General features: G+C 73.3%; 16 protein-coding genes. 7 read left to right on the top strand and 9 right to left on the bottom strand.

Annotated features, from left to right (window positions below; genetic code table 11):
- Positions 1-30: 30 nt before the first annotated feature.
- The 8 genes from FHX74_RS06145 to FHX74_RS06180 form a co-directional block, all read right to left on the bottom strand.
- Positions 31-666, bottom strand: coding sequence for a hypothetical protein (locus FHX74_RS06145; RefSeq protein ID WP_182559227.1), 636 nt, complete (start codon positions 664-666; stop codon positions 31-33).
- Positions 663-1,028, bottom strand: coding sequence for a hypothetical protein (locus tag FHX74_RS06150; protein WP_182559228.1), 366 nt, complete (start codon positions 1,026-1,028; stop codon positions 663-665). Before FHX74_RS06150 ends, FHX74_RS06145 begins: the two co-directional genes overlap by 4 nt.
- Positions 1,018-5,079: a type VII secretion protein EccCa gene (gene eccCa, locus FHX74_RS06155; protein WP_182559229.1), complete on the bottom strand. Its 4,062-nt coding sequence runs from the start codon at positions 5,077-5,079 to the stop codon at positions 1,018-1,020. Before eccCa ends, FHX74_RS06150 begins: the two co-directional genes overlap by 11 nt.
- Positions 5,076-6,074 carry a hypothetical protein gene (locus tag FHX74_RS06160; protein ID WP_182559230.1) on the bottom strand — a complete coding sequence of 333 codons (999 nt, stop codon included), beginning with the start codon at positions 6,072-6,074 and terminating at the stop codon, positions 5,076-5,078. The genes eccCa and FHX74_RS06160 overlap by 4 nt, the downstream gene beginning before the upstream one ends.
- Entirely contained in the window at positions 6,071-7,432 is a 1,362-nt protein-coding gene (locus FHX74_RS06165) for an EsaB/YukD family protein (RefSeq protein ID WP_182559231.1), read from the bottom strand. Before FHX74_RS06165 ends, FHX74_RS06160 begins: the two co-directional genes overlap by 4 nt.
- Positions 7,433-7,499: 67 nt before the next feature.
- Complete coding sequence (locus tag FHX74_RS06170) at positions 7,500-8,432, bottom strand: hypothetical protein (RefSeq protein ID WP_182559232.1); 933 nt, start codon at positions 8,430-8,432, stop codon at positions 7,500-7,502.
- Positions 8,419-9,690 carry a DUF6177 family protein gene (locus tag FHX74_RS06175; RefSeq protein WP_182559233.1) on the bottom strand — a complete coding sequence of 424 codons (1,272 nt, stop codon included), beginning with the start codon at positions 9,688-9,690 and terminating at the stop codon, positions 8,419-8,421. The genes FHX74_RS06170 and FHX74_RS06175 overlap by 14 nt, the downstream gene beginning before the upstream one ends.
- The gene (locus tag FHX74_RS06180) at positions 9,683-10,753 is read right to left on the bottom strand and encodes an RDD family protein (RefSeq protein WP_182559234.1); all 1,071 of its coding nucleotides are present in this window, start codon (positions 10,751-10,753) and stop codon (positions 9,683-9,685) included. Before FHX74_RS06180 ends, FHX74_RS06175 begins: the two co-directional genes overlap by 8 nt.
- 446 nt (positions 10,754-11,199) lie before the next feature.
- Here FHX74_RS06180 and FHX74_RS06185 point away from each other — a divergent pair, with 446 nt between their 5' ends.
- From FHX74_RS06185 to FHX74_RS06205, 5 genes are all read left to right on the top strand, one after another.
- Entirely contained in the window at positions 11,200-11,547 is a 348-nt protein-coding gene (locus FHX74_RS06185; RefSeq protein WP_220483569.1) for a hypothetical protein, read from the top strand.
- A 43-nt stretch (positions 11,548-11,590) separates the two neighbouring features.
- Positions 11,591-11,905: a hypothetical protein gene (locus FHX74_RS06190; protein WP_182559235.1), complete on the top strand. Its 315-nt coding sequence runs from the start codon at positions 11,591-11,593 to the stop codon at positions 11,903-11,905.
- Positions 11,906-11,983: 78 nt separating this feature from the next.
- Positions 11,984-12,331, top strand: coding sequence for a DUF6507 family protein (locus tag FHX74_RS06195; RefSeq protein ID WP_182559236.1), 348 nt, complete (start codon positions 11,984-11,986; stop codon positions 12,329-12,331).
- 41 nt (positions 12,332-12,372) lie between these two features.
- Positions 12,373-14,463, top strand: coding sequence for a hypothetical protein (locus FHX74_RS06200; protein WP_182559237.1), 2,091 nt, complete (start codon positions 12,373-12,375; stop codon positions 14,461-14,463).
- Between the two features lie 28 nt (positions 14,464-14,491).
- Entirely contained in the window at positions 14,492-15,142 is a 651-nt protein-coding gene (locus FHX74_RS06205; RefSeq protein WP_182559238.1) for a hypothetical protein, read from the top strand.
- Between the two features lie 22 nt (positions 15,143-15,164).
- Here FHX74_RS06205 and FHX74_RS06210 read toward each other — a convergent pair whose 3' ends face one another.
- Positions 15,165-16,025 carry a hypothetical protein gene (locus tag FHX74_RS06210; protein ID WP_182559239.1) on the bottom strand — a complete coding sequence of 287 codons (861 nt, stop codon included), beginning with the start codon at positions 16,023-16,025 and terminating at the stop codon, positions 15,165-15,167.
- A 319-nt stretch (positions 16,026-16,344) separates the two neighbouring features.
- Between FHX74_RS06210 and FHX74_RS06215 the strand changes: the two genes are divergently transcribed.
- On the top strand, positions 16,345-16,824 hold the full coding sequence (locus FHX74_RS06215) for a TY-Chap domain-containing protein (RefSeq protein ID WP_182559240.1): 480 nt from the start codon (positions 16,345-16,347) through the stop codon (positions 16,822-16,824).
- 130 nt (positions 16,825-16,954) lie between these two features.
- Positions 16,955-17,431: a DUF6301 family protein gene (locus tag FHX74_RS06220; RefSeq protein WP_182559241.1), complete on the top strand. Its 477-nt coding sequence runs from the start codon at positions 16,955-16,957 to the stop codon at positions 17,429-17,431.
- Positions 17,432-17,437 lie beyond the last annotated feature (6 nt).

Raw genomic sequence — 17,437 nt, forward strand, 5'->3', positions numbered from 1 at the left:
CGCTGAGCCTGTCGAAGCGCCCGGCCGGGCTCAGCGCCCGGGCTCGTGGACCAGCAGGTCGAGCACCGCGTCGACCCCGCGCCGGGTCCGCGCGCCCAGCCGGGCGAGCGGGACCCGCCCACCCGCGGCGAGCGCCCGGTCCGGTGGCAGCGTGACCAGGCCGCGGAGTCCCGGGGTGGCGGCCAGGGTCGCCGTCTCCCGCGGTGTCCGGTGCCGACCGAAGCTGCCGGACAGCACCAGCACCACCCGGTCGAGCTCGGCGGTCGCGTCCCCGGTCCGGGTCCGGAGCGTGTCGAGGGCCTCCGCGGCCAGCGCGCACCCGGCGGGATTCGCGCCGCTGACCAGCACCAGCACGCTCCGCGGGTCGGCCAGCTCGTCGAGGGCCGCGCCGGCGGCGTGGGGTCCGAGGTCGTGCAGGGTCCAGCGCGGGTCGACCGCGTCGGCCTGGTCGCCGTCGGCGAGCCGGGGGCCGAGCGTCCCGCCGGTGTGGTCGAGCAGCACTGGGACGCTGGCCAGCCGCTGGCGTGCGGCGGCGAACAGCAAGGCGGTCACCGTGGTGGTGCCGACACCGCCGGCCGTCCCGGCGACCAGCCACCGCCGCAGCAGCGAGTCCGCGCGCGGGTCCGGGATCGCCCGACCTCCGCCGGTCGGGTCGAGGACGCTCACGTCCCGTCCTCCACGATCACCCGGGCCCCCAGCAGTGCGCCGAGCTGCCGGACGATCGCGACGCCGGTCTCGCCGGCGGGCCCCCAGGGGGCGGTGGCCTCGGTGAACCACACCTCGGCCCCGAGGGGGATCGGCACCGGCCCGGTCAGCCGCTCCAGGTCGCCGCGGTCGGCGATCTGCCGGGACAGCTCGACGGTGAGGACGGCGACTGCCGGCTCGCCGGGTTCGGCGCGGACCAGCTGGAGCGCCCAGCCCTCGAACAGGCTCCGCGGCACCAGTGACCCGTCGACCGCCGCGCCGGCGGCGACCAGGGTCTCCAGGGTCAGCGGCCGGGTGGAGGTCAGCGACATCTCACGAGGCACCGTGGGCTCCTTCCCGGCCGTCGACCGGCCCGTCGTCCTCCCCGGCTGCGGCCGCCCGGGCGTGCGCGACCTGGACGATCCGGCGCGGCTCCCCGCGTCGCACCAGCTGGCCGCGGCCGGGCACCATCTGCTCGGCGTACACCCCCGGCACGATCTGTCCCTCGCCGCGCTCGCCGGAGAGCACCAGCAGGCTGCCGCCGGTGTCGCGGAGGGTCTGCAGCCCGACGTCGTACATCGCCCGGCCGACCCCGGCCACCGGCCGGGTCAGCAGCACGTGCAGCCGCAGGTCGCGCGCCGACGGCAGGAACGGGAGCAGCGGGCCGAGCGGGTCGTTGCCGCCGGAGGCCAGGATGTCGAAGTCGTCGGCGACCACCACGATCCGCGGTCCCGACCCGACCCCGGGGCGGGTGCCGCCCTCGCCGCCGGCCGGGGTCATCCGGCCCTGGAGCTCGGTGGCGATCGCGGTGGACAGTCCCCGGGCCAGTCCGGCCGTGGTCGCGTGTCCGCCGAGATAGGCGTCGGGCACCTCGGCGGCGACGTCGCCGCGCAGGTCCATCACCGCGATCACCAGCTCGTCGGCGGTGTAGCGCTCGAGCAGCCCGCGGACCAGCGTCCGCAGCACCGTGGTCTTGCCCGACCCGGTGTCACCGAACACCAGCAGGTGCTGGTCGCCGCCGTCCAGCTCGAGCAGCGCCGGCTCCATGGTGTCCTGGCGCAGACCGAACGGCACCGCGTCCGGCTCGTCCATCGCGTCGGGCAGCAGTGCGGGGTCGAGATCGGTGGGCAGCAGCCGGATCGGCGCCGCGGCCGGCCCCTGCCAGCTCTCCGCCGACCGGCGGGCGAGCTCCTCGAGCGCGGTGCCGAGGTCGTCGTCGGGGACGTCGTCGAGCACCGGGAGCGCCACCTGGCCGAACAGGCTGTCGTCGGTGAGCACCCGGCCCGGCTGGTCGGCGCGGAGGACGGCGTTGAGCTTGCGGCTGACCGTCGAGTCGGCCGGGTCGTTGAGCCGCAGCTCGATCCGGGTGCCGATCATCGGCTGCTGGGTCATCCGGATGTCGTTCCAGCGGGTCAGCCCGAGCACCACGTGCAGCCCGAAGCTGCCGCCCCGCTGGAGCAGCTCGAACAGCTGCTCCTCGAGCTCGTCGAACTCGGTCCGCAGCAGGGACACGCCGTCGACCAGCAGCACGACCTCGGCGGCCACCAGCTCGGGCACCTGCCCGGCCGCGTGCCGGGCCCTCAGCACGGCCAGCGAGTCGATCCCGCGGTCGCGGAACGTCCGCTCCCGGGCGGCCAGCATCCCGCGGAGCTCCTCGAGCAGCCGGAGCAGCCGGTCGGGGTGCGCGCGGGTGGCGACTCCGCCGACGTGCGGGAAGCCCTCGATCCGGCGCAACCCGCCGCCGGTCAGGTCCATCCCGTAGATGCTGACCTGGCGCGGGGTGTGGGTGAGCGCCAGCCCGGCCGCCACCGTCCGCAGGAAGGTCGACCGCCCGGTGCCCGGGGCGCCGATCACCGCCACGTGGCCGCCGGCCCGGGACAGGTCGAGCAGCCACGGCTCCTGGGTCTGCCGGGTCGGGTTGTCGATCAGCCCGATCGGGACCCGCAGCCCCGGCTGCCGCGCGCCGGCGAGCTCGTCGCTGATGACCCGGGCCAGCGGCAGCCGGTCGGGCAGCGGTGGGAGCCAGACCGGGCTGACCTGGCGGTCGGCGCCGGTCTGCAGCCGGTCGACGCACTCCTCGACCAGTGGACGCCCGACCGTCGGCGCGGTCAGCTCGAGCTCCCCGGGCTCGTCCCCGGCGCCGGCGTGCTCGCTCTGCAGGGTGTTGAACGTCGGCAGCAGCATCGGCTCGGCGCGGTCGTCGTCGAGGTCGACCGGCTCGTCGGTCCCGGTGGCCGGTCCGGACACGTAGCCCGACCGGAACCTGCGGTAGACGGTGGTGTCGACCTTGAGGTAGCCGTAGCCGGGGATGGCCGGCAGGTAGAAGGCGTCCTTGGTGTCGAGGACGACGTTGCTCTCCGCCTCGGAGAACGTCCGCAGCCCGATCCGGTAGGAGAGGTAGGTGTCGAGGCCGCGGAGCCGGCCGGACTCGATCCGCTGGCTCGACAGCAGCAGGTGCACCCCGATCGACCGGCCGATCCGGCCGATCTGGATCAGCAGCTCGACGAAGTCCGGCTCGGCGGTCAGCAGCTCGCCGAACTCGTCGATCACCACGAACAGGTGCGGCATCGGCGGCAGCGCCGGGCCGCCGGTCCGGGCCCGCTCGGCGCGCAGCTCGCGGTAGTGGCTGATCGAGGGCACCGAGCCGGCGTCGCGGAGCTGCTCCTGGCGGCGGACCACCTCACCGGCGATGCTGGCCCGCGCCCGGGCGGTCAGCTGGGGGTCGTCGGCCAGGTTGTCGATGATCCCGGCGACGTGCGGCAGGCCGGCGAACGGCGCGAACGCCGCCCCGCCCTTGTAGTCGACCAGCACCATGCTGAGGTCCTCGGGCGGGTGCGACAGCGCGAGCGCGAGCACCAGGGTGCGGAGCATCTCCGACTTGCCCGAGCCGGTCGCGCCGATGCAGATGCCGTGCGGGCCCATGCCGAGCTCGGCCGACTCCTTGAGGTCGAGCAGCACCGGCGCGCCGTAGTCGTCGACGCCGATCGGGACCCGGAGGAAGTCGCGACTGGAGCGCTTCTGCTCCCACAGCGCGGGCCCGACCTCGCCGACCTGCTCGATCCCCAGCAGGCTGGTGATCCCGATCCCGGCGGTCGACTCGGTCTCCTCGGCGGCGCTGAGGCTGAGCCGCAACGGCGCCAGTGACCGCGCAACGGCGGCGAACAGCTCGGGGCTGGGCCGGTCGAGGGTGACGCTCTGCGGCTCGGGGACCCGCTTCTCCTCACCGACCGGGCGGCTGTCGGCGACGGTCGCGGTGCGGGCGGCACCGACGGGCCGGTCGAGCGTGATCCGCACCCGGACGTCCGACGGCTCGTGCAGCCGGTCGCTGAGCAGGTGAACCGTGGTGATCTGCAGGTCCGGCAGGTCGAGGTCGGCGTCGGGGATCGGCAGGCTCGAGGCAACGTGACCCCAGTCGTCGCAGAACACCACCAGCCGGGGGATGGGGGCGGCGGACAGGTTGCCGACGGTGCGTTTGGCGGCGGCCGCGGTCTGCGCCCGGTCGGCCAGCTCACCGCCCATCACCCGGGCCAGGTCGGCCATGCTGCCGGCCACCCGGCGGGCCGGCACCCCGGCGTCGCGGAGCTTGGGGTCGACGGCGTGCGGGAGCAGGTCGAACCCCTGCCAGTCGGCGGCCACCGAGGAGTCGAAGACGGCGGCGAGCAGCAGGTCGTCGGGGGAGTGCAGCGCGGCCAGCTGGAGCACCATCGCGCGGGCGCAGTCGAGCACCCCGGCCCGGTCGCCGATCACCGCCACCTCACCGGCGCCGTCGAGACCGACCGCCACCGGCATCCCGAGCACGGTGGCGTAGTGCTCGGCCACCGCCTCGGTCTCGGCCAGCATGATCGGGTCGTGCGGTCGGACTGGGTTCTCCGCGGGCGGCACCGTCAGGGTGAACCAGGGGACGTCGCCGACACCGACCCGCACCCGCAGGAAGTCCTCGTGCGCGCGCCGGCGCTCCCACAGCCGTCCCGGGTCGCGGATCAGCTCGGGCAGTGCCGCCGGGTCGGGGTCGACCTCGTTGGCCCGGTCACGGACCGCGCGGGTCCGCTCGCGCATCTCGGCGCGGAAGCGCTCCAGGTAGTCGAGGTAGAGCTCGCGCTGGGTGCGTCGGCTCCGGGCCGCCTGCCCGCGCGAGCTGAGCGCGAACCCCAGACCGCCGACCAACGCCACCACCAGCAACACCGCGCCCATCACCAGATAGAGCGGGTTGCTGTTCCGCAGCACCACGATCATCGTCACCGACGACAGCGCACCGAGCACCGGCAGCAGGGTGTGCAGCGCAGCTCCACCGACCTGCCCGTCGGTCATGGCCGGCGGCGCCGAGACCGTGGTCGGCTCGGCGGGCGGAACCGGTTCGGTGATCCGGGTCGGCCTGTGGACCAGGCGGTGGGTCACGACACCACCCCCCGCCGGGCCCTGACCGGTGCGCCGGCGGCGGCGCCCGTCGTCGCCAGGGTCGTCGCCGAGCTCGTCGCCGGGGGACGCACGGGCGGGACGATCCGCCCGGCGACCCGGTCGACCACGGCGGCGGCGGCCGCGAGGTGGGCGGCCCGGGTCCGGGCCGACGACCTCCGGCTGTCCAGACCCTCCGCGCCGGCCAGGGCGCGGTCGAACGGCAGCACCAGCACCGGGTCGTCGTCGCGGTCGGGCGCGACCGGGTTCCCGACCCGCTCCGGGCGGGCGGGCAGCCGGGTCCGCAGCTCGGCCCGCAGACCGGCCGCGGTCGGTGCCCCCGTGCCGGCCACGTCGGCCAGCAGCACCAGGACGCTTTCACCGGGCCCCGACCCGGCCAGCTCGAGGGCACGGGTCGCCGCGGCGGCGGCCGACGCCGGTGCAGCGCGGCCGACCACCACCGTGAGGTGGCTCTCCGCGGCGAGGGTGGCGCTCTCCTCGGCGTCGCGGGTGCCCCAGTCGGTGAGGACGAGGTCGAAGAAGCGGGCGACCGGCCCGACCTGCGCGCCCCAGACCTGCCCCGGCACCCGCGCCCGACCCGCCTCGGTCAGGTCGAGAAGGTGCAACCCGGAGACGCTCCGGGCCAGCCCCTGCCGGGCGTCGGCGGCGGTCCGCGCGGTCCGGCGGATCGCCGCCGCCTCGCGTTCCGCCTCGACGTCGGGCTCGCCCGGGGCCTCCGATCCGCACCGCCGCAGCAACCCGGCCTGCCCACCCGCCGCGTCCACCGCCAGCACCGGTCCGCGCCGTCGTCGGGCCAGCAGGCCGGCCAGCGCGGCCACCGTCGTGGTGCACCCGGTCCCGCCGCCCACCGACACCACGGCGATGCGTCGACTCACGGTCAGCGGCGTCCGGACCCGGGTGTCGTCGGTGCCGAGTCGTCGGGCGGCGGCGGTGCCGCCGAGCAGGACCGGTGCGAGCCCGGCGAGCACCCGGTTCACCGGAACGCCCTGAGCAGGTCGGCGAACACGCCGAAGCTCCCGAGCACCAGCGGCACCAGCGCGATCACCGCGAGGGCCTCGACGAGGTTCCCGAACCGGCGCAGCCGGGCCCGGTGGTGCGCGGCCGGCCGGACACCGGCCGCCACCGCGACGACCACCACCAGCAGCACCAGCAGCCCGGCCCGCTCGGCGGGGGTGAACGCCGGATGGTGCCGCAGCACCGCGACGACCGCGCCGGTGGCGGTGGCGAGACAGAGCGGGACCTGCTGGACGGTCAGCGGGAACGCCCGGGTGCGGAGAGCGGTGACGGTGACCACGGCGAGCCCGAGCACCAGCGTCCAGCGGTCGCGCGAGCCCACCAGCACCGCAGCGGTCCCGGCCAGCGGCAGCGCGACGGCGACCGCCGACCAGGACAGGGTGGCGTAGGCGTCGTCGACCGTGCGGACGGCGTCGGACCGCCGGCTGGGCGCACCGTCCAGCACCTGGTCGTCGAGTCCGGTCAGCCCCGAGCTGGTCAGCGCGTACCAGGGCAGCAGCCCGAGCGCGACCACCGCGACGCCCCCGGTCACCGCGACCGCGTGCTCGACGGTCAGCCCGGCCGAGGCGAGCGCGAGCGGGACGGCCAGCAGCCCGGCTCCGAGCAGCGCGGCCGGGAGTGCCGGTCGGTGTCCGAGCCCTCCGCCGACGCCGGCGCCGAGCACGAGCCAGACCAGGGCGGCCGCCAGGACCGGCCAGACCAGCGCGGCGTCGCCCGGGACGCCCGCGGTCACCGCGCGAGCGAGCTCGCGCCCCAGCGGCAGGCACAGCCCGGCCGCGGCCGCGGTGGCCGCGATCACCGGCCAACGGCGTCCCTCCGGTGCGCCGGTCGGCGCCGTGGGAGTCGGGAGGGTGCCGAGCCGACCGGCGGCCACGGCGACCAGCGCCAGCACCGCGACGACGAGCACCAGGACCCCGACCGGGACGGGACGGGACAGCGCGGCGACCGCGGTGCCGGCGCCGATGACGACGGCGCCCACCGCGTAGCGCGAACCGGCCGACCAACGACCGCGACGGTCGGCGAAGGTGTCGCCGACCACATCGGTCACGTCGGCCACCTCGGGTGGCGGCGGGGCCTCGTCGGCGCGGACCAGCCGCAGCTGCTCGCCGTCGGCCAGCTGCTGTTCGGCGGCGGTGAGCCCGGCCTCGACCTGCTCGCCGGTGACCCGCACCAGGGTCAGCGGGCGTCCGACCGGCCCGGACGGCTCGTCGAGCAGCTCCATCAGCCGCGGCAGCAGCCCGCCGAGCGTCTCGTCGTCGGGGACGACGAGCTCGGCCCGCTTCCGGCTGCCGATCACGGTGAGCCGGGTGAAGTCGGTCATCGTCCCTGCTCCCTCGGTGGCTGCGGCTGGTCGGACCCGTCGAGCCCGGGTGTCCACGTCGACGGCGTCACGGGGCCACCCGCCCGATCAGCCCTGTCATCGCCAGCCCGACGGTCGCGTCGGTCCCGGTGCGGACGGCGTCGATCCCGACCGAGCCCGGGCGTTGCAGGTCGGCGGTGGTGTCGCTGGCGGTCAGGTTCCAGTCCTCCGGCTCGCTGCCGCCGGCCTGCCAGACCTTGACCCGCAACGTCGTGGTGCCGGTGCCGACCGCCTGCATCCGGACCGTCACCGGGGTCTGCGGCTGCTGGTCGGCGCGGGCGGTGCCGCCGAACAGGATCACCGTCGGGGACAGCTGCAGGGTCGGGTCCTCGGACGAGCCGCCGTTCTGGGCCGTGGTGGAGTCGCGGAGCAGCGCCAGCGCCACCGAGCCGTCCGGGCGCAGCTGGACGAGCGCACGGTAGTCCTGGGTCGAGCTGACGCGGCGGCCCAGCACCGAGACGGCGACCGTCCCGTCGGCCGCGCCGGTGGTCCGGCGCAGCGTCAGCTGCAGGTCGCTGCGGTCGGTCAGCACGGCGGGCAGGTAGCCACCCCGGACGTCGGCGCTGCCGGTCCCGGAGAGCTGGACGGTGGCCGCACCGTCGCGGACGGCGTAGGCGTCGGCCGGGCCACGGAGCGTCCAGCGGCCGCCACGGTCCGCGGTTCCCCAGCCGGTGTCGACCTGGCGGTCGAAGGTGTCCGAGGCCGCCACCGGTCCGGTGGCCGGGCCCTGGGCGGCCTGGTCGCGGGCTGCCTGCGCCTGCTGGCCGAGCAGCGAGGAGACGAAGGAGAAACCGACGCAGATCGCGCAGGCCACCGCGGCCAGCACGATCCCGCCGATCAGCCGGCGGACGTTGTCGTTGGTCACCCGCCGCTCGGCGAGCTCGCCGTAGACGAACGCGGAAGCCAGCCGGGCGCGGTGGGTCTTGACGGTCTCGAGCAGGATCAGGTCACGGTTGGGCACCCGGCTCACCTCCCGTCCGGTCGGTTTGCGTCAGGTCGGGGGCTCCGGGCCCGGGGACCGGTCGTTCGACCTGGGCGGCGCGGAGGCCGTCCACCCCGAGGCCGAGGACCTCGTCGAGCTCGGCCCGCGGGAAGGCGCCAAGGACCGCGTCGAGCCGCAGCCAAGCCTCGGGCTCGAGCGCACCGAGGTCGACGAGCAGCGCCGGGATCCGTGGTCGTCCGACGGTGCGGGCGCCGTACCGCTCGGCCATCAGTGCCGGGTCGAGGGCGAAGCCGCGGACCGCCGGCGCTCCGATCAGCAGGGTCAGCGGGATGGGCGGCGGCGCCAGGCGGGGGTCGAGCAGCAGGTCGGCCGGGCCCGGCCGGGCCATCGCCACCGCGATCAGTGGCATCGCGGTCTCCGCCAGGTGCTGCAGCGCGGCGTCGAGCGCCTCGCGGGCGGCGGCGATCCGGTCCGGCGTCGGGTCGGTGATCGCCAGGGTCAGGTGCAACAGCTCTTCCACGCCGTTGCTGGTCCGCTGGCCGCTGAGCGTGCCGGTGACCCCGGCGCCGGCCAGCACCACGCTCGCCTCGCCGGGCATCTCCTCGCGGACCAGGGCGGTGAGCTCGTCGGGATCCCAGGGCGCGCTGGCGGGCTCGGACGGCCCCCACGCCTCGGGCGGTCGGCCGAGGACGGCCTCGGTGATCCGGGTGGCGGCGACCCCGAGCCGGGTGCTGCTGCGGGCCGGGTGCCGGAGCGCGACGATCACCGTCAGCTGCAGCGCGTCGGTACGCACCGGACGCAGGTGGCCGACGGCGAACTCGTCGATCCCGGTCGGCGCCGGCCGGGACCAGACGTCCTCGATCCGGTCGAGCCGTCGACCGTCGAAGCCGTTGCGGAGGCCCCCGTCGGCCTCGCGGACCACCCAGGTGCCGCCGGCCAGCCGCCAGATCCGGGTGAAGGGCAGCGTGAGCCGGCTGAGCTCGTCCGAGACCAGCACCGGGACCCGACGGTCGCGCTGGCACATCGCCAGGAAGTTGAGCCGCAGCGGGGAGAGCCGGACGATCCGGCTCCGGGTCTCGGTGACCACCCAGCCGAACCGGTCGGTCCGCGGCGCGTCGTCCGGGTCGGGTCCCACCGCGGGCTCCGGGCCGATCCGGTCCGCCAACGGGTGGCCGACCTCGGTCACCGGGACGTCGCGGAAGTCCGTCGGCTCCAGCTCCGGCCGATCGGATCGGTCGGAACCGGCCGCGTCGCCGGCGGGCGGGTGCTCAGACACCGGGCACCACCCGCAGCGTCCGGCCGCCGACGGCGAGCACCGAACCGATCCCGGCGGCGAACCGGACACCCGGCGCCAGCGGCACCCGGGACCCGTCGGGCAGCACGATCGCGGTGCCGCCGCCCGATTCGAGGTCGGTCACCCACAGCACGGTGCCGGTCCACTCGAGCATCAGGTGGGTCTTGGCGACCCGGCGGGACAGGTCGGGCAGCGCCAGCAGCCCGCGTCCCGGTCCCGGGTTGGGGTCGACCGGGTTGCGACCGACGAACAGCACCCGCTGGACGTCGTGGCGCTCGCCGTTCTCCAGCACCACCCCGACGCCGGGAGCCGCGCCGTCGTCGGGGTCGTCGGCACCGACGACGCCGGCGGAGCGTCGACCGACCGGGCCGTCGAGGCTCGCGGACGCTTCGGCGGCGCGGCTCGGAGGGACCGAGACGTCGATCACCGGCTGCAGCAGCCGGTCCGGTCCGACGTCGGTGGGTGAGTCCGGCGAGACCACCGGTCCGGTGGTCGGACCGGTGCGGGACGGGAGTCCCCGCGCCGGGTCGTGCCCGTGCCGGACGTCCACCGTCAACGGGTGTGTGCGCCCGCCCGGGAGGCGGCGCCCCGGCAGCCCGAGAGGGGCCCCGGTCAGGTCGTCGACGGTGCGGAGCCCGAGCACGACGCGTCCGGGGCTGCGGCCGGTCATCAGCAGCACGACCGCCACGGCGACGAGGACGAGTGCGGCGGCCAGGGCGACCGCGACACCGGCGAGCCTCCCGCCGACCAGCAGCCACACCGCCACGGTGGCCAGCGCGAGCGGGACGACGAGGTCGATCAGCACCGCCGCGACCCGGGCGCCGAGCCCGGCCGGGCTCACCCCGGTGATCGGCCCGTCGGTGACGAGCCCGTCACGGGTCGTCGAGTCCACGGCGGCCGCCGGCCACCAGGGTGAGCCACACCGGTCGCAGTGCTCGGCGTCCTGCTCCGAGCCGGCGTCAGCGGCGCGAGCCGGGGTCCGGACCGCGGGGTCGGGTGATCCGCAGACGAGACAGCTGGCCGCTCCGGCGAGTGCTGCTGGCACGGGCGACCGTCCTCCCTCGCGGTTCTGGCCGGCGGATCGGACCGGCCTGCTGGGTGCTGGATGAGCTGGCTGGGCTGGGTAGCTGCGGGGTGTGGCCACTGGTGTGGCGTGGTGGGCCGGCGTCCGGATCCGGGGGCGACGGACCGACGGCACTCTAACGATTCCGCGGCTCAGCCGGTCGGCCGCGACGGGGTGACCGCCGTGACGGCGGTGACGCTTGTGACGTCGGCGACACCCACGGATGGCGGGGATTGACGCACGTGTCCACATAGAGAGAAGAATTTTCCCTGCGTCGGGGGGGCATGACCCCCTGACACCTCTATCGTGCTGGACGGCGCTGGTTCACGCGGAGCGGAACCCCCGCCGTACGACACACAGAGGGACGACACAACAACTGCCGGACCGAACCACGGTGCAGGGGCACCGGGTCGACGAGAGGGGACGACGTGGCGCGGTACGTGATGGGTGACGAGACGCTGTCGACGCTGACCAAGCAGACCGCGAACTCGAGCCAGGACCTGGGCGCTCAGGTGCGCAAGCTGGCGCGGGCGGCCGATCCGATCCAGGACGACTTCCAGGGCGCGGGCAAGGTCGCGTTCATGGAGTTCAAGGGCCACACCGACGAGATCGCCAACGGGCTCAACGCCGCACTGGCCTCGGTGCTGCAGGGCGTCGGCGGCATGGACGGCGCGTTCGCCCGCGGCGTCCAGCAGCAGGCCGACGAGACGCGGTCGCTGATGGGGTCGGCCAACTTCGACGCGGCCCGCTTCGGCGGCGCCGGCGGCGCAGCCTGACCCGATCCCCGAGAACACACGACCTGAGACGAAGGAGTTCATGATGGTGGCTGCAGGTGCCGGCGATCGGGCGTACAACACCGCGTCCTCCGCTGATTCGCAGCAGTTGTTCAACACCGCGGCGGCCGAGCTCGAGGCGCTGCTCGACCTGCGGGACAAGCAGGTCCGCGCCGCGATGGCGCACTACCTCGCGACCGGGGTCTCCGAGGAGTACCACGCCAAGGAGGTCCGCTGGCACACCAAGGCCCAGCAGGTCCGCGACATCATCCGGAAGCTGCGCCAGTCGCTGCAGCAGAACGACGAGACCGCGATGACCGCGCTCAAGCAGGCCAGCACGGCGGTGTCCAACATCATCTGATCGGCTGTCGATCAGAGACCTCATCGGACAGCAGGACAGCAGGGCCGGTCGCCTCGGGCGACCGGCCGGGGGACGAGCATGAGCAAATACCGGATCAACGCGGCGGGCGTCTCCAAGACGCTCACCGCCACCTCGAACACCGCCGAGGGCTTCCAGACCGATCTGGCCCCGCTGGACGGCTACGTCCAGTCGGCCGCGTCGGCGTGCGGGAACAGCGGGGCGATCGTGCCCGCACTGCAGGCACTCTTCACCTACGAGGGCAAGGACCTCGAGGCGATGGCCCAGCAGATCAAGTCCTGCCTGAGCGGCGCGGCCCTGGCCACCACCGCCTACGTCCACGGCGACGAGCAGATGGTGCAGAACGCGCAGCGCAACGCCTCGCAGGCTCAGATGAGCACCATCCCGCCGCAGTGGCTCCCGCACTGACGCACCCCGGGCTCCTTCGGTACTGAGAGGACGAGACAGTCATGGCATCACCGATCAAGGTCGAGGGTGTGCAGCTGCCGGGCGACAACATGGACCCGGACGCCATCGAGACCGCTGCGACCAACCTCAAGAACACCGGGCACGCGGTCAGCACCCGGGGAGCCACCGTGCTCACCACCTGGCAAGGGCTGTCAGCCTCCTACGAGGCACCCGAGCAGGAGCTGCTGTTCACCTCGATGAACCCGGCCAAGACCAAGGCCGAGAGCTTCGGGACGGACATGGGCACGGCGGCGAGCGCCCTGAACACCTTCGCCTCCGAGGTGCGGACGATCAAGGCCGAGGTGGCCAAGATCAAGGCCGACGCGATCGCCTTCCTGGGCACGATCAAGGACGGCAAGGTGACCGTCCACCATCCCGCGGTCTACGGGGGCAAGGCGTCGATCCCGGCTCACGACTCCGACGAGGACTGGGACTCCGACCAGGACACGGTGGACAAGAACAACGCCTTGATCCACCGGCTGAACGACCAGCAGGAGAAGCTCTGGACCGCCGAGCGCACCTGCGCGAACGCGCTCAACGCGATCTGCGGCGCGGCGGCGATCGGGGCGGCCGACCCCAACGACCCGAACTCGAAGGGCTACGGCTACACCGACCTGCCCGACAACGCCGAGATGCCGTGGGGTCACAGCGTCGAGCGCAAGGAGGGCTGCGCCGAGAGCGTGGTTAAGGGCTTCTTCGTCGACGGCCTCTGGAACGGCATGGTCCAGGGCCTGACGTCGCTCGTCGGCTTCAGCTGGAGCGGCCCGGACGGGATCGGTTTCTCGTGGTCGACCTTCGGTCACGCCTGGGAGGGCGTGGCCAAGCTCGGCACCGCGCTGTCCCCGACCAACTACCTGATGATGATGATGCCCGGTCCGGCCGGTGACTGGGCTCGGAGCAGCAACAAGGCGCTCGTCCAGACCGTGACCGGGATGGTCGGGATCGACCCCTACGCCAAGGACCCGTTCGCCGCCTGGAAGGGCAACGCCTGGCGGACGGGTGGTTCGACCGTCTTCAACATCGCCTCGTTCCTGGTGCCCGAGTCCAAGGTCGGCACGGTGGGCAAGGTCGGCGAGGCCGGTGACGCGGCCAAGCTCGCCGAGACGGCCGGCAAGACCAGCCGGGTGCTCAGCTTCGCCGGTGACGCCGCCAAGATGATCAAGGGCGTCACCCTCGACGGGCTGTCCAAGATCACCAGCAAGTTCGGCGACCTCGGCAACCTGTTCAAGTTCGGCGACGACGCCAAGATCCCCGAGGTCGGCCGCGGCGACACCGGGGTCAACACGACCAACGTCGGTGGTCACGGTCATGCGGACGCGCCCCCCGCTCGCACCCCGGTCGACGACGGCGCCACCGCCCACCCGACCACGGGCCATGGTGACAGCACGCCGACCACGGTCGGGCACGGCGACGGAAACGCCACCCACCCGACCACCGGTCACGGGGACGGCACCTCGCCCACGGTGGGTCACGGCGACCCGACCAACGCCCACCCCGTCCCCGGTCACGGGGACGGTGCGGGTCCGCACCCGACCACGGGCCACGGTGAGGGGACCAACTCCGCGCCGGTGCCTGCCGAGCACACGCCGGTCAACGATCCTTCGCTCTCGAAGTCTGCGCCCGAGGTCCGAACCCAGGTCGACCAGATCAAGCACGACATCCAGCCCGAGTTGCAGAAGCAGGCCGACAACGCGCTGCAGCACGCGCTGGCTCGAGCCAAGGCAGAGGGTGTCTCGCCGACGGCCCAGCGGACCGGTACCTACGCGCACACCTACCTGGACCGATGGATCGGTGCTCACGCCGACGAACTGGTCAACCCGGATGCGGGCTACCGGGTTCGGGCGGAGACCTCCTTCGACAGCACCGGTGCTGAAGTGGCACAGGGCACGAAGGGCTCGATCCGACCGGACATCGTGATCGAGCGCCAGACCGGCACCGGCTGGGAGGTCGTCGACGTGATGGACCTCAAGACGGGCAAGGCAGGCATCTCCACGACGTGGGCGAACAAGGTCCACAACTGGCTCGACCCGCTCAACCCACCGTCCGAGCTGAGGCCGAATCCGATTCCGCCGGCACCGGTGGCCGGCCGCTGAGCCGGCTGCGGCTGGCAGGATTGGGACCATGGCTACGGATCCGGCTGGGAAGGCTTGGCAGTCGATCGCGCGTGACCTCGTCGAGCGGCTTCCCGGTAGATGGCGCACCGCAGGCACGGGAATCCGCACCGTCCTGGTGCGGGAGCCGATCGAGTGGGTGGTCGTCTGGGTCGGGACGAGTCGGATGCGCAGGAGCGACCCGCCGTATCTGATGGGGGGTGAGGCTGAGTTGGTCGGTCCGCCGTTCACGTTGGCCAAGGGCCACGGCATCCGAAGCGATGAGCGTCGAGGGAAGCCCTCGCAGATCGATCCGACTGCTCCCGACGCCGCCGCCGCGATCGAGGCGTTCGTGGTGGAAGACGTGCTTCCCCGAGTCGACCCGTGGACGCCTGAGCGTCTGGCCGCCGTGGCCGAGGAACAGCTGGTGGTTCCCATGCGCGAGCGGGGACGACCGATCATCTTCCAGAATGCGGCCGGCTGGCGGGTCATCCTCTCGGATGAGAGCCCAGAAGACCCGGCGGAGCAGGCGGCAGGCTGGTTCGGCGAAAGCGGGTCACCGGAGGAGTCCGAGTGGTACCGCCAGCTCGCCGCGGCCTGGCGCTCGGGTGGCCGTGCGGAGGCACTGCGCTACCTCGAGGGGGAGCGAACGAAAGCCCTGGCCAGTCTCAAGCTCGCCTGAGGATCTCGGCCGGGCTGGGCCGTCACCTGGGCAGCCGGTTTGCTGCGTTCGCCAACGGCGGTGAGAGGACCAGCTGAGGTCCACCCTCGGCGACCGGCTCGGTGCCGATCGGGTGGGCGTCGCCGTCGACAAACCAGTAGAGAAGCGGGCTGCAGGCATCGGGCGCATCGTCGAACATCGATCGTGCGAAACCCTCCAGGATTCCGACGGTGCTGAGGTCCTGACGGGTTCTCACCGGCTGCACGATGATCATCGAGTGCCTCGGGACCGCGACCAGTGCGCCGTGCGGGGAATCCTCCCCCGCCAGGTGCGAGACGATCGCGATACCGGCCGACACCGACGGGTTGCCCTCCTCCGACGCAACCCGCACGCTCGCGTTCCCGGGCAGTTGCTGGCTCTGGATGTCAAGGCCTACCAGAACCTCGCTCACGGTCTGGTCGAGAGCGATGCGCACGGCCTCCTCCGGAGCGATGTCGAGTCGTTCGAGATCGGACCGACGAATCAGGCGGGTCGAGTCGCTCTGGTTCGCGAGCAGCCGTAGGTCGAAGGCGGAGTTGAACGGAATCGTCATGCCGTCCTCTGCCGTATCGCGCGGCAGAGCCTGCAGCCGTAGTTGACCGGCCGACTCGAGGCCGGCGTCCGCCTCCGCAATCTGTCGGTCGATACCAGCGAGCCAGCCCTCCACGGTTCGTGGCCATCGGGTGGACGGCTCCGGCGCGCATGCCCCGAGCAGAGAATCGGTCGCTACACGGATGCGGTCGTGCGCGCGAGGCAGCACAACGCAGTCCTGGTCGCGGTCGAGATGCGCGCCGGGCTTCAGTACCGGGAGCAGGTCGTCGAGCAGGGCGTACACGTCGGAGCGGACGTCGTTCGGCGTGGTCACGGCCACTGTCTATCAAAGGTGCTGCCCGCTCGTCCTCGCGGCGGATGGCGTGGCCTGACGGACTTCTAGGGTGAAAGCCGTGGCAACGAGCGCGAACCAGTGCCGTTTCGTCGAGCTCGTCCGCTGGTTGGCCCCTCCAGGAGTTGGGCCCTGCCTGGGTAAGCCGCGACGCAAGAAGTCGGGTGCTCGAGGCAGGGCGCTGTGGGACCTCGACAACGGCGCCATGCTCCACGTCGGTCGCACGACGAAGTCTTGTGCTCGGTCGTTCACCAGCCCGGCTGACACCGACGTGCAGCGCCAGCTCGGAGGATGAAGGGCGATGGACGAATACTGGTCCGACTTCGCCGGCCGGCTGGCCCGAACCCTCGGGGAACTCGCCGAACGCTCGGTGCTGACCATCGCTTGGGCGTCCGTGCCGACGATCTACCTGCAGTTTGCGCAGGACGAGGAGGGTTTGACCGTGCGCACCGGCGCGGAGGACGTGGCCGGCTCGGCACAGCTCGGCGAGCTCAGCGCGCTCGGTTGGGAGTCGCCCGAGACCGACCCGCTCGGTCGTCGTACCTGGCACACCGCGCTCGGGTGGCCGGCCCGTTCGGGCGACTACGACCGGCTCGCGCAGCTGTGCGTGCGCACGTTGACCGACGCCCACGGCGTCCCTTCGCCGGACGAGCTGGAGTACCGCGCGCACCGGGAGGGCGAGGAGCCCCCGGAGGACGTTGTCCTCTACGAGGAGGACCTCGAGCAGGCCGAGCCGCACCTCGTGCTCGACCGCCTCGGCATCACTGACGCGAACGGTTGATTGAGGTGGCGGGTGCTCACCGCTGTTCGTCCCTGGGGCGCCGGCCGCGTGATCACAGCCAGGGCCAGAGGTGCCATTCACTCGTTCCCGTGGCGGTGGGTGCGACCCGGCCTCTTCTAAGGTGACCACCATGGCAGAGAGCGCGGAGCTGGGCCGTTTCACCGAGCTCGCCCGCTGGCTGGCCTCCTGGAGCTGGCCCATCGAGGAGAAGGCGGCGCAGACCCTGGTGACCGACCACGGATGGGCCCTTGAGAGCGAGACCCCTGGCATCGCAGCCCACTTCCGCACCGGGATCATCGACCACCGCGACGAGGCGAGCTTCCTGGTCGACGAGGGTGTGCTCGAGGAGCTGCAGTTCTTCACCGCTCTTCACCACGACGGCGGCGACGAGGCCGACAAGGCGCTGACCGACGCTCTGGCGGTCCAGGTCGCGGCGGTCATCGAGGTCCTGGGCAGGCCGCGGCGCAAGAAGACAGGGAGTCGGGGGAGTGCCCTGTGGGACCTCGAGAACGGAGCGATGCTCTCGGTCAGCCGCGCGCGCAGATCGTGCGCCTGGACCCTGACCAGCCCGAGCTACGCCGACGTGCAGCGCCGGCTCGGTGGATGAGATGAG

It is taken from the genome of Microlunatus kandeliicorticis, assembly GCF_014137855.1.
Classification (GTDB): domain Bacteria; phylum Actinomycetota; class Actinomycetes; order Propionibacteriales; family Propionibacteriaceae; genus Microlunatus; species Microlunatus kandeliicorticis.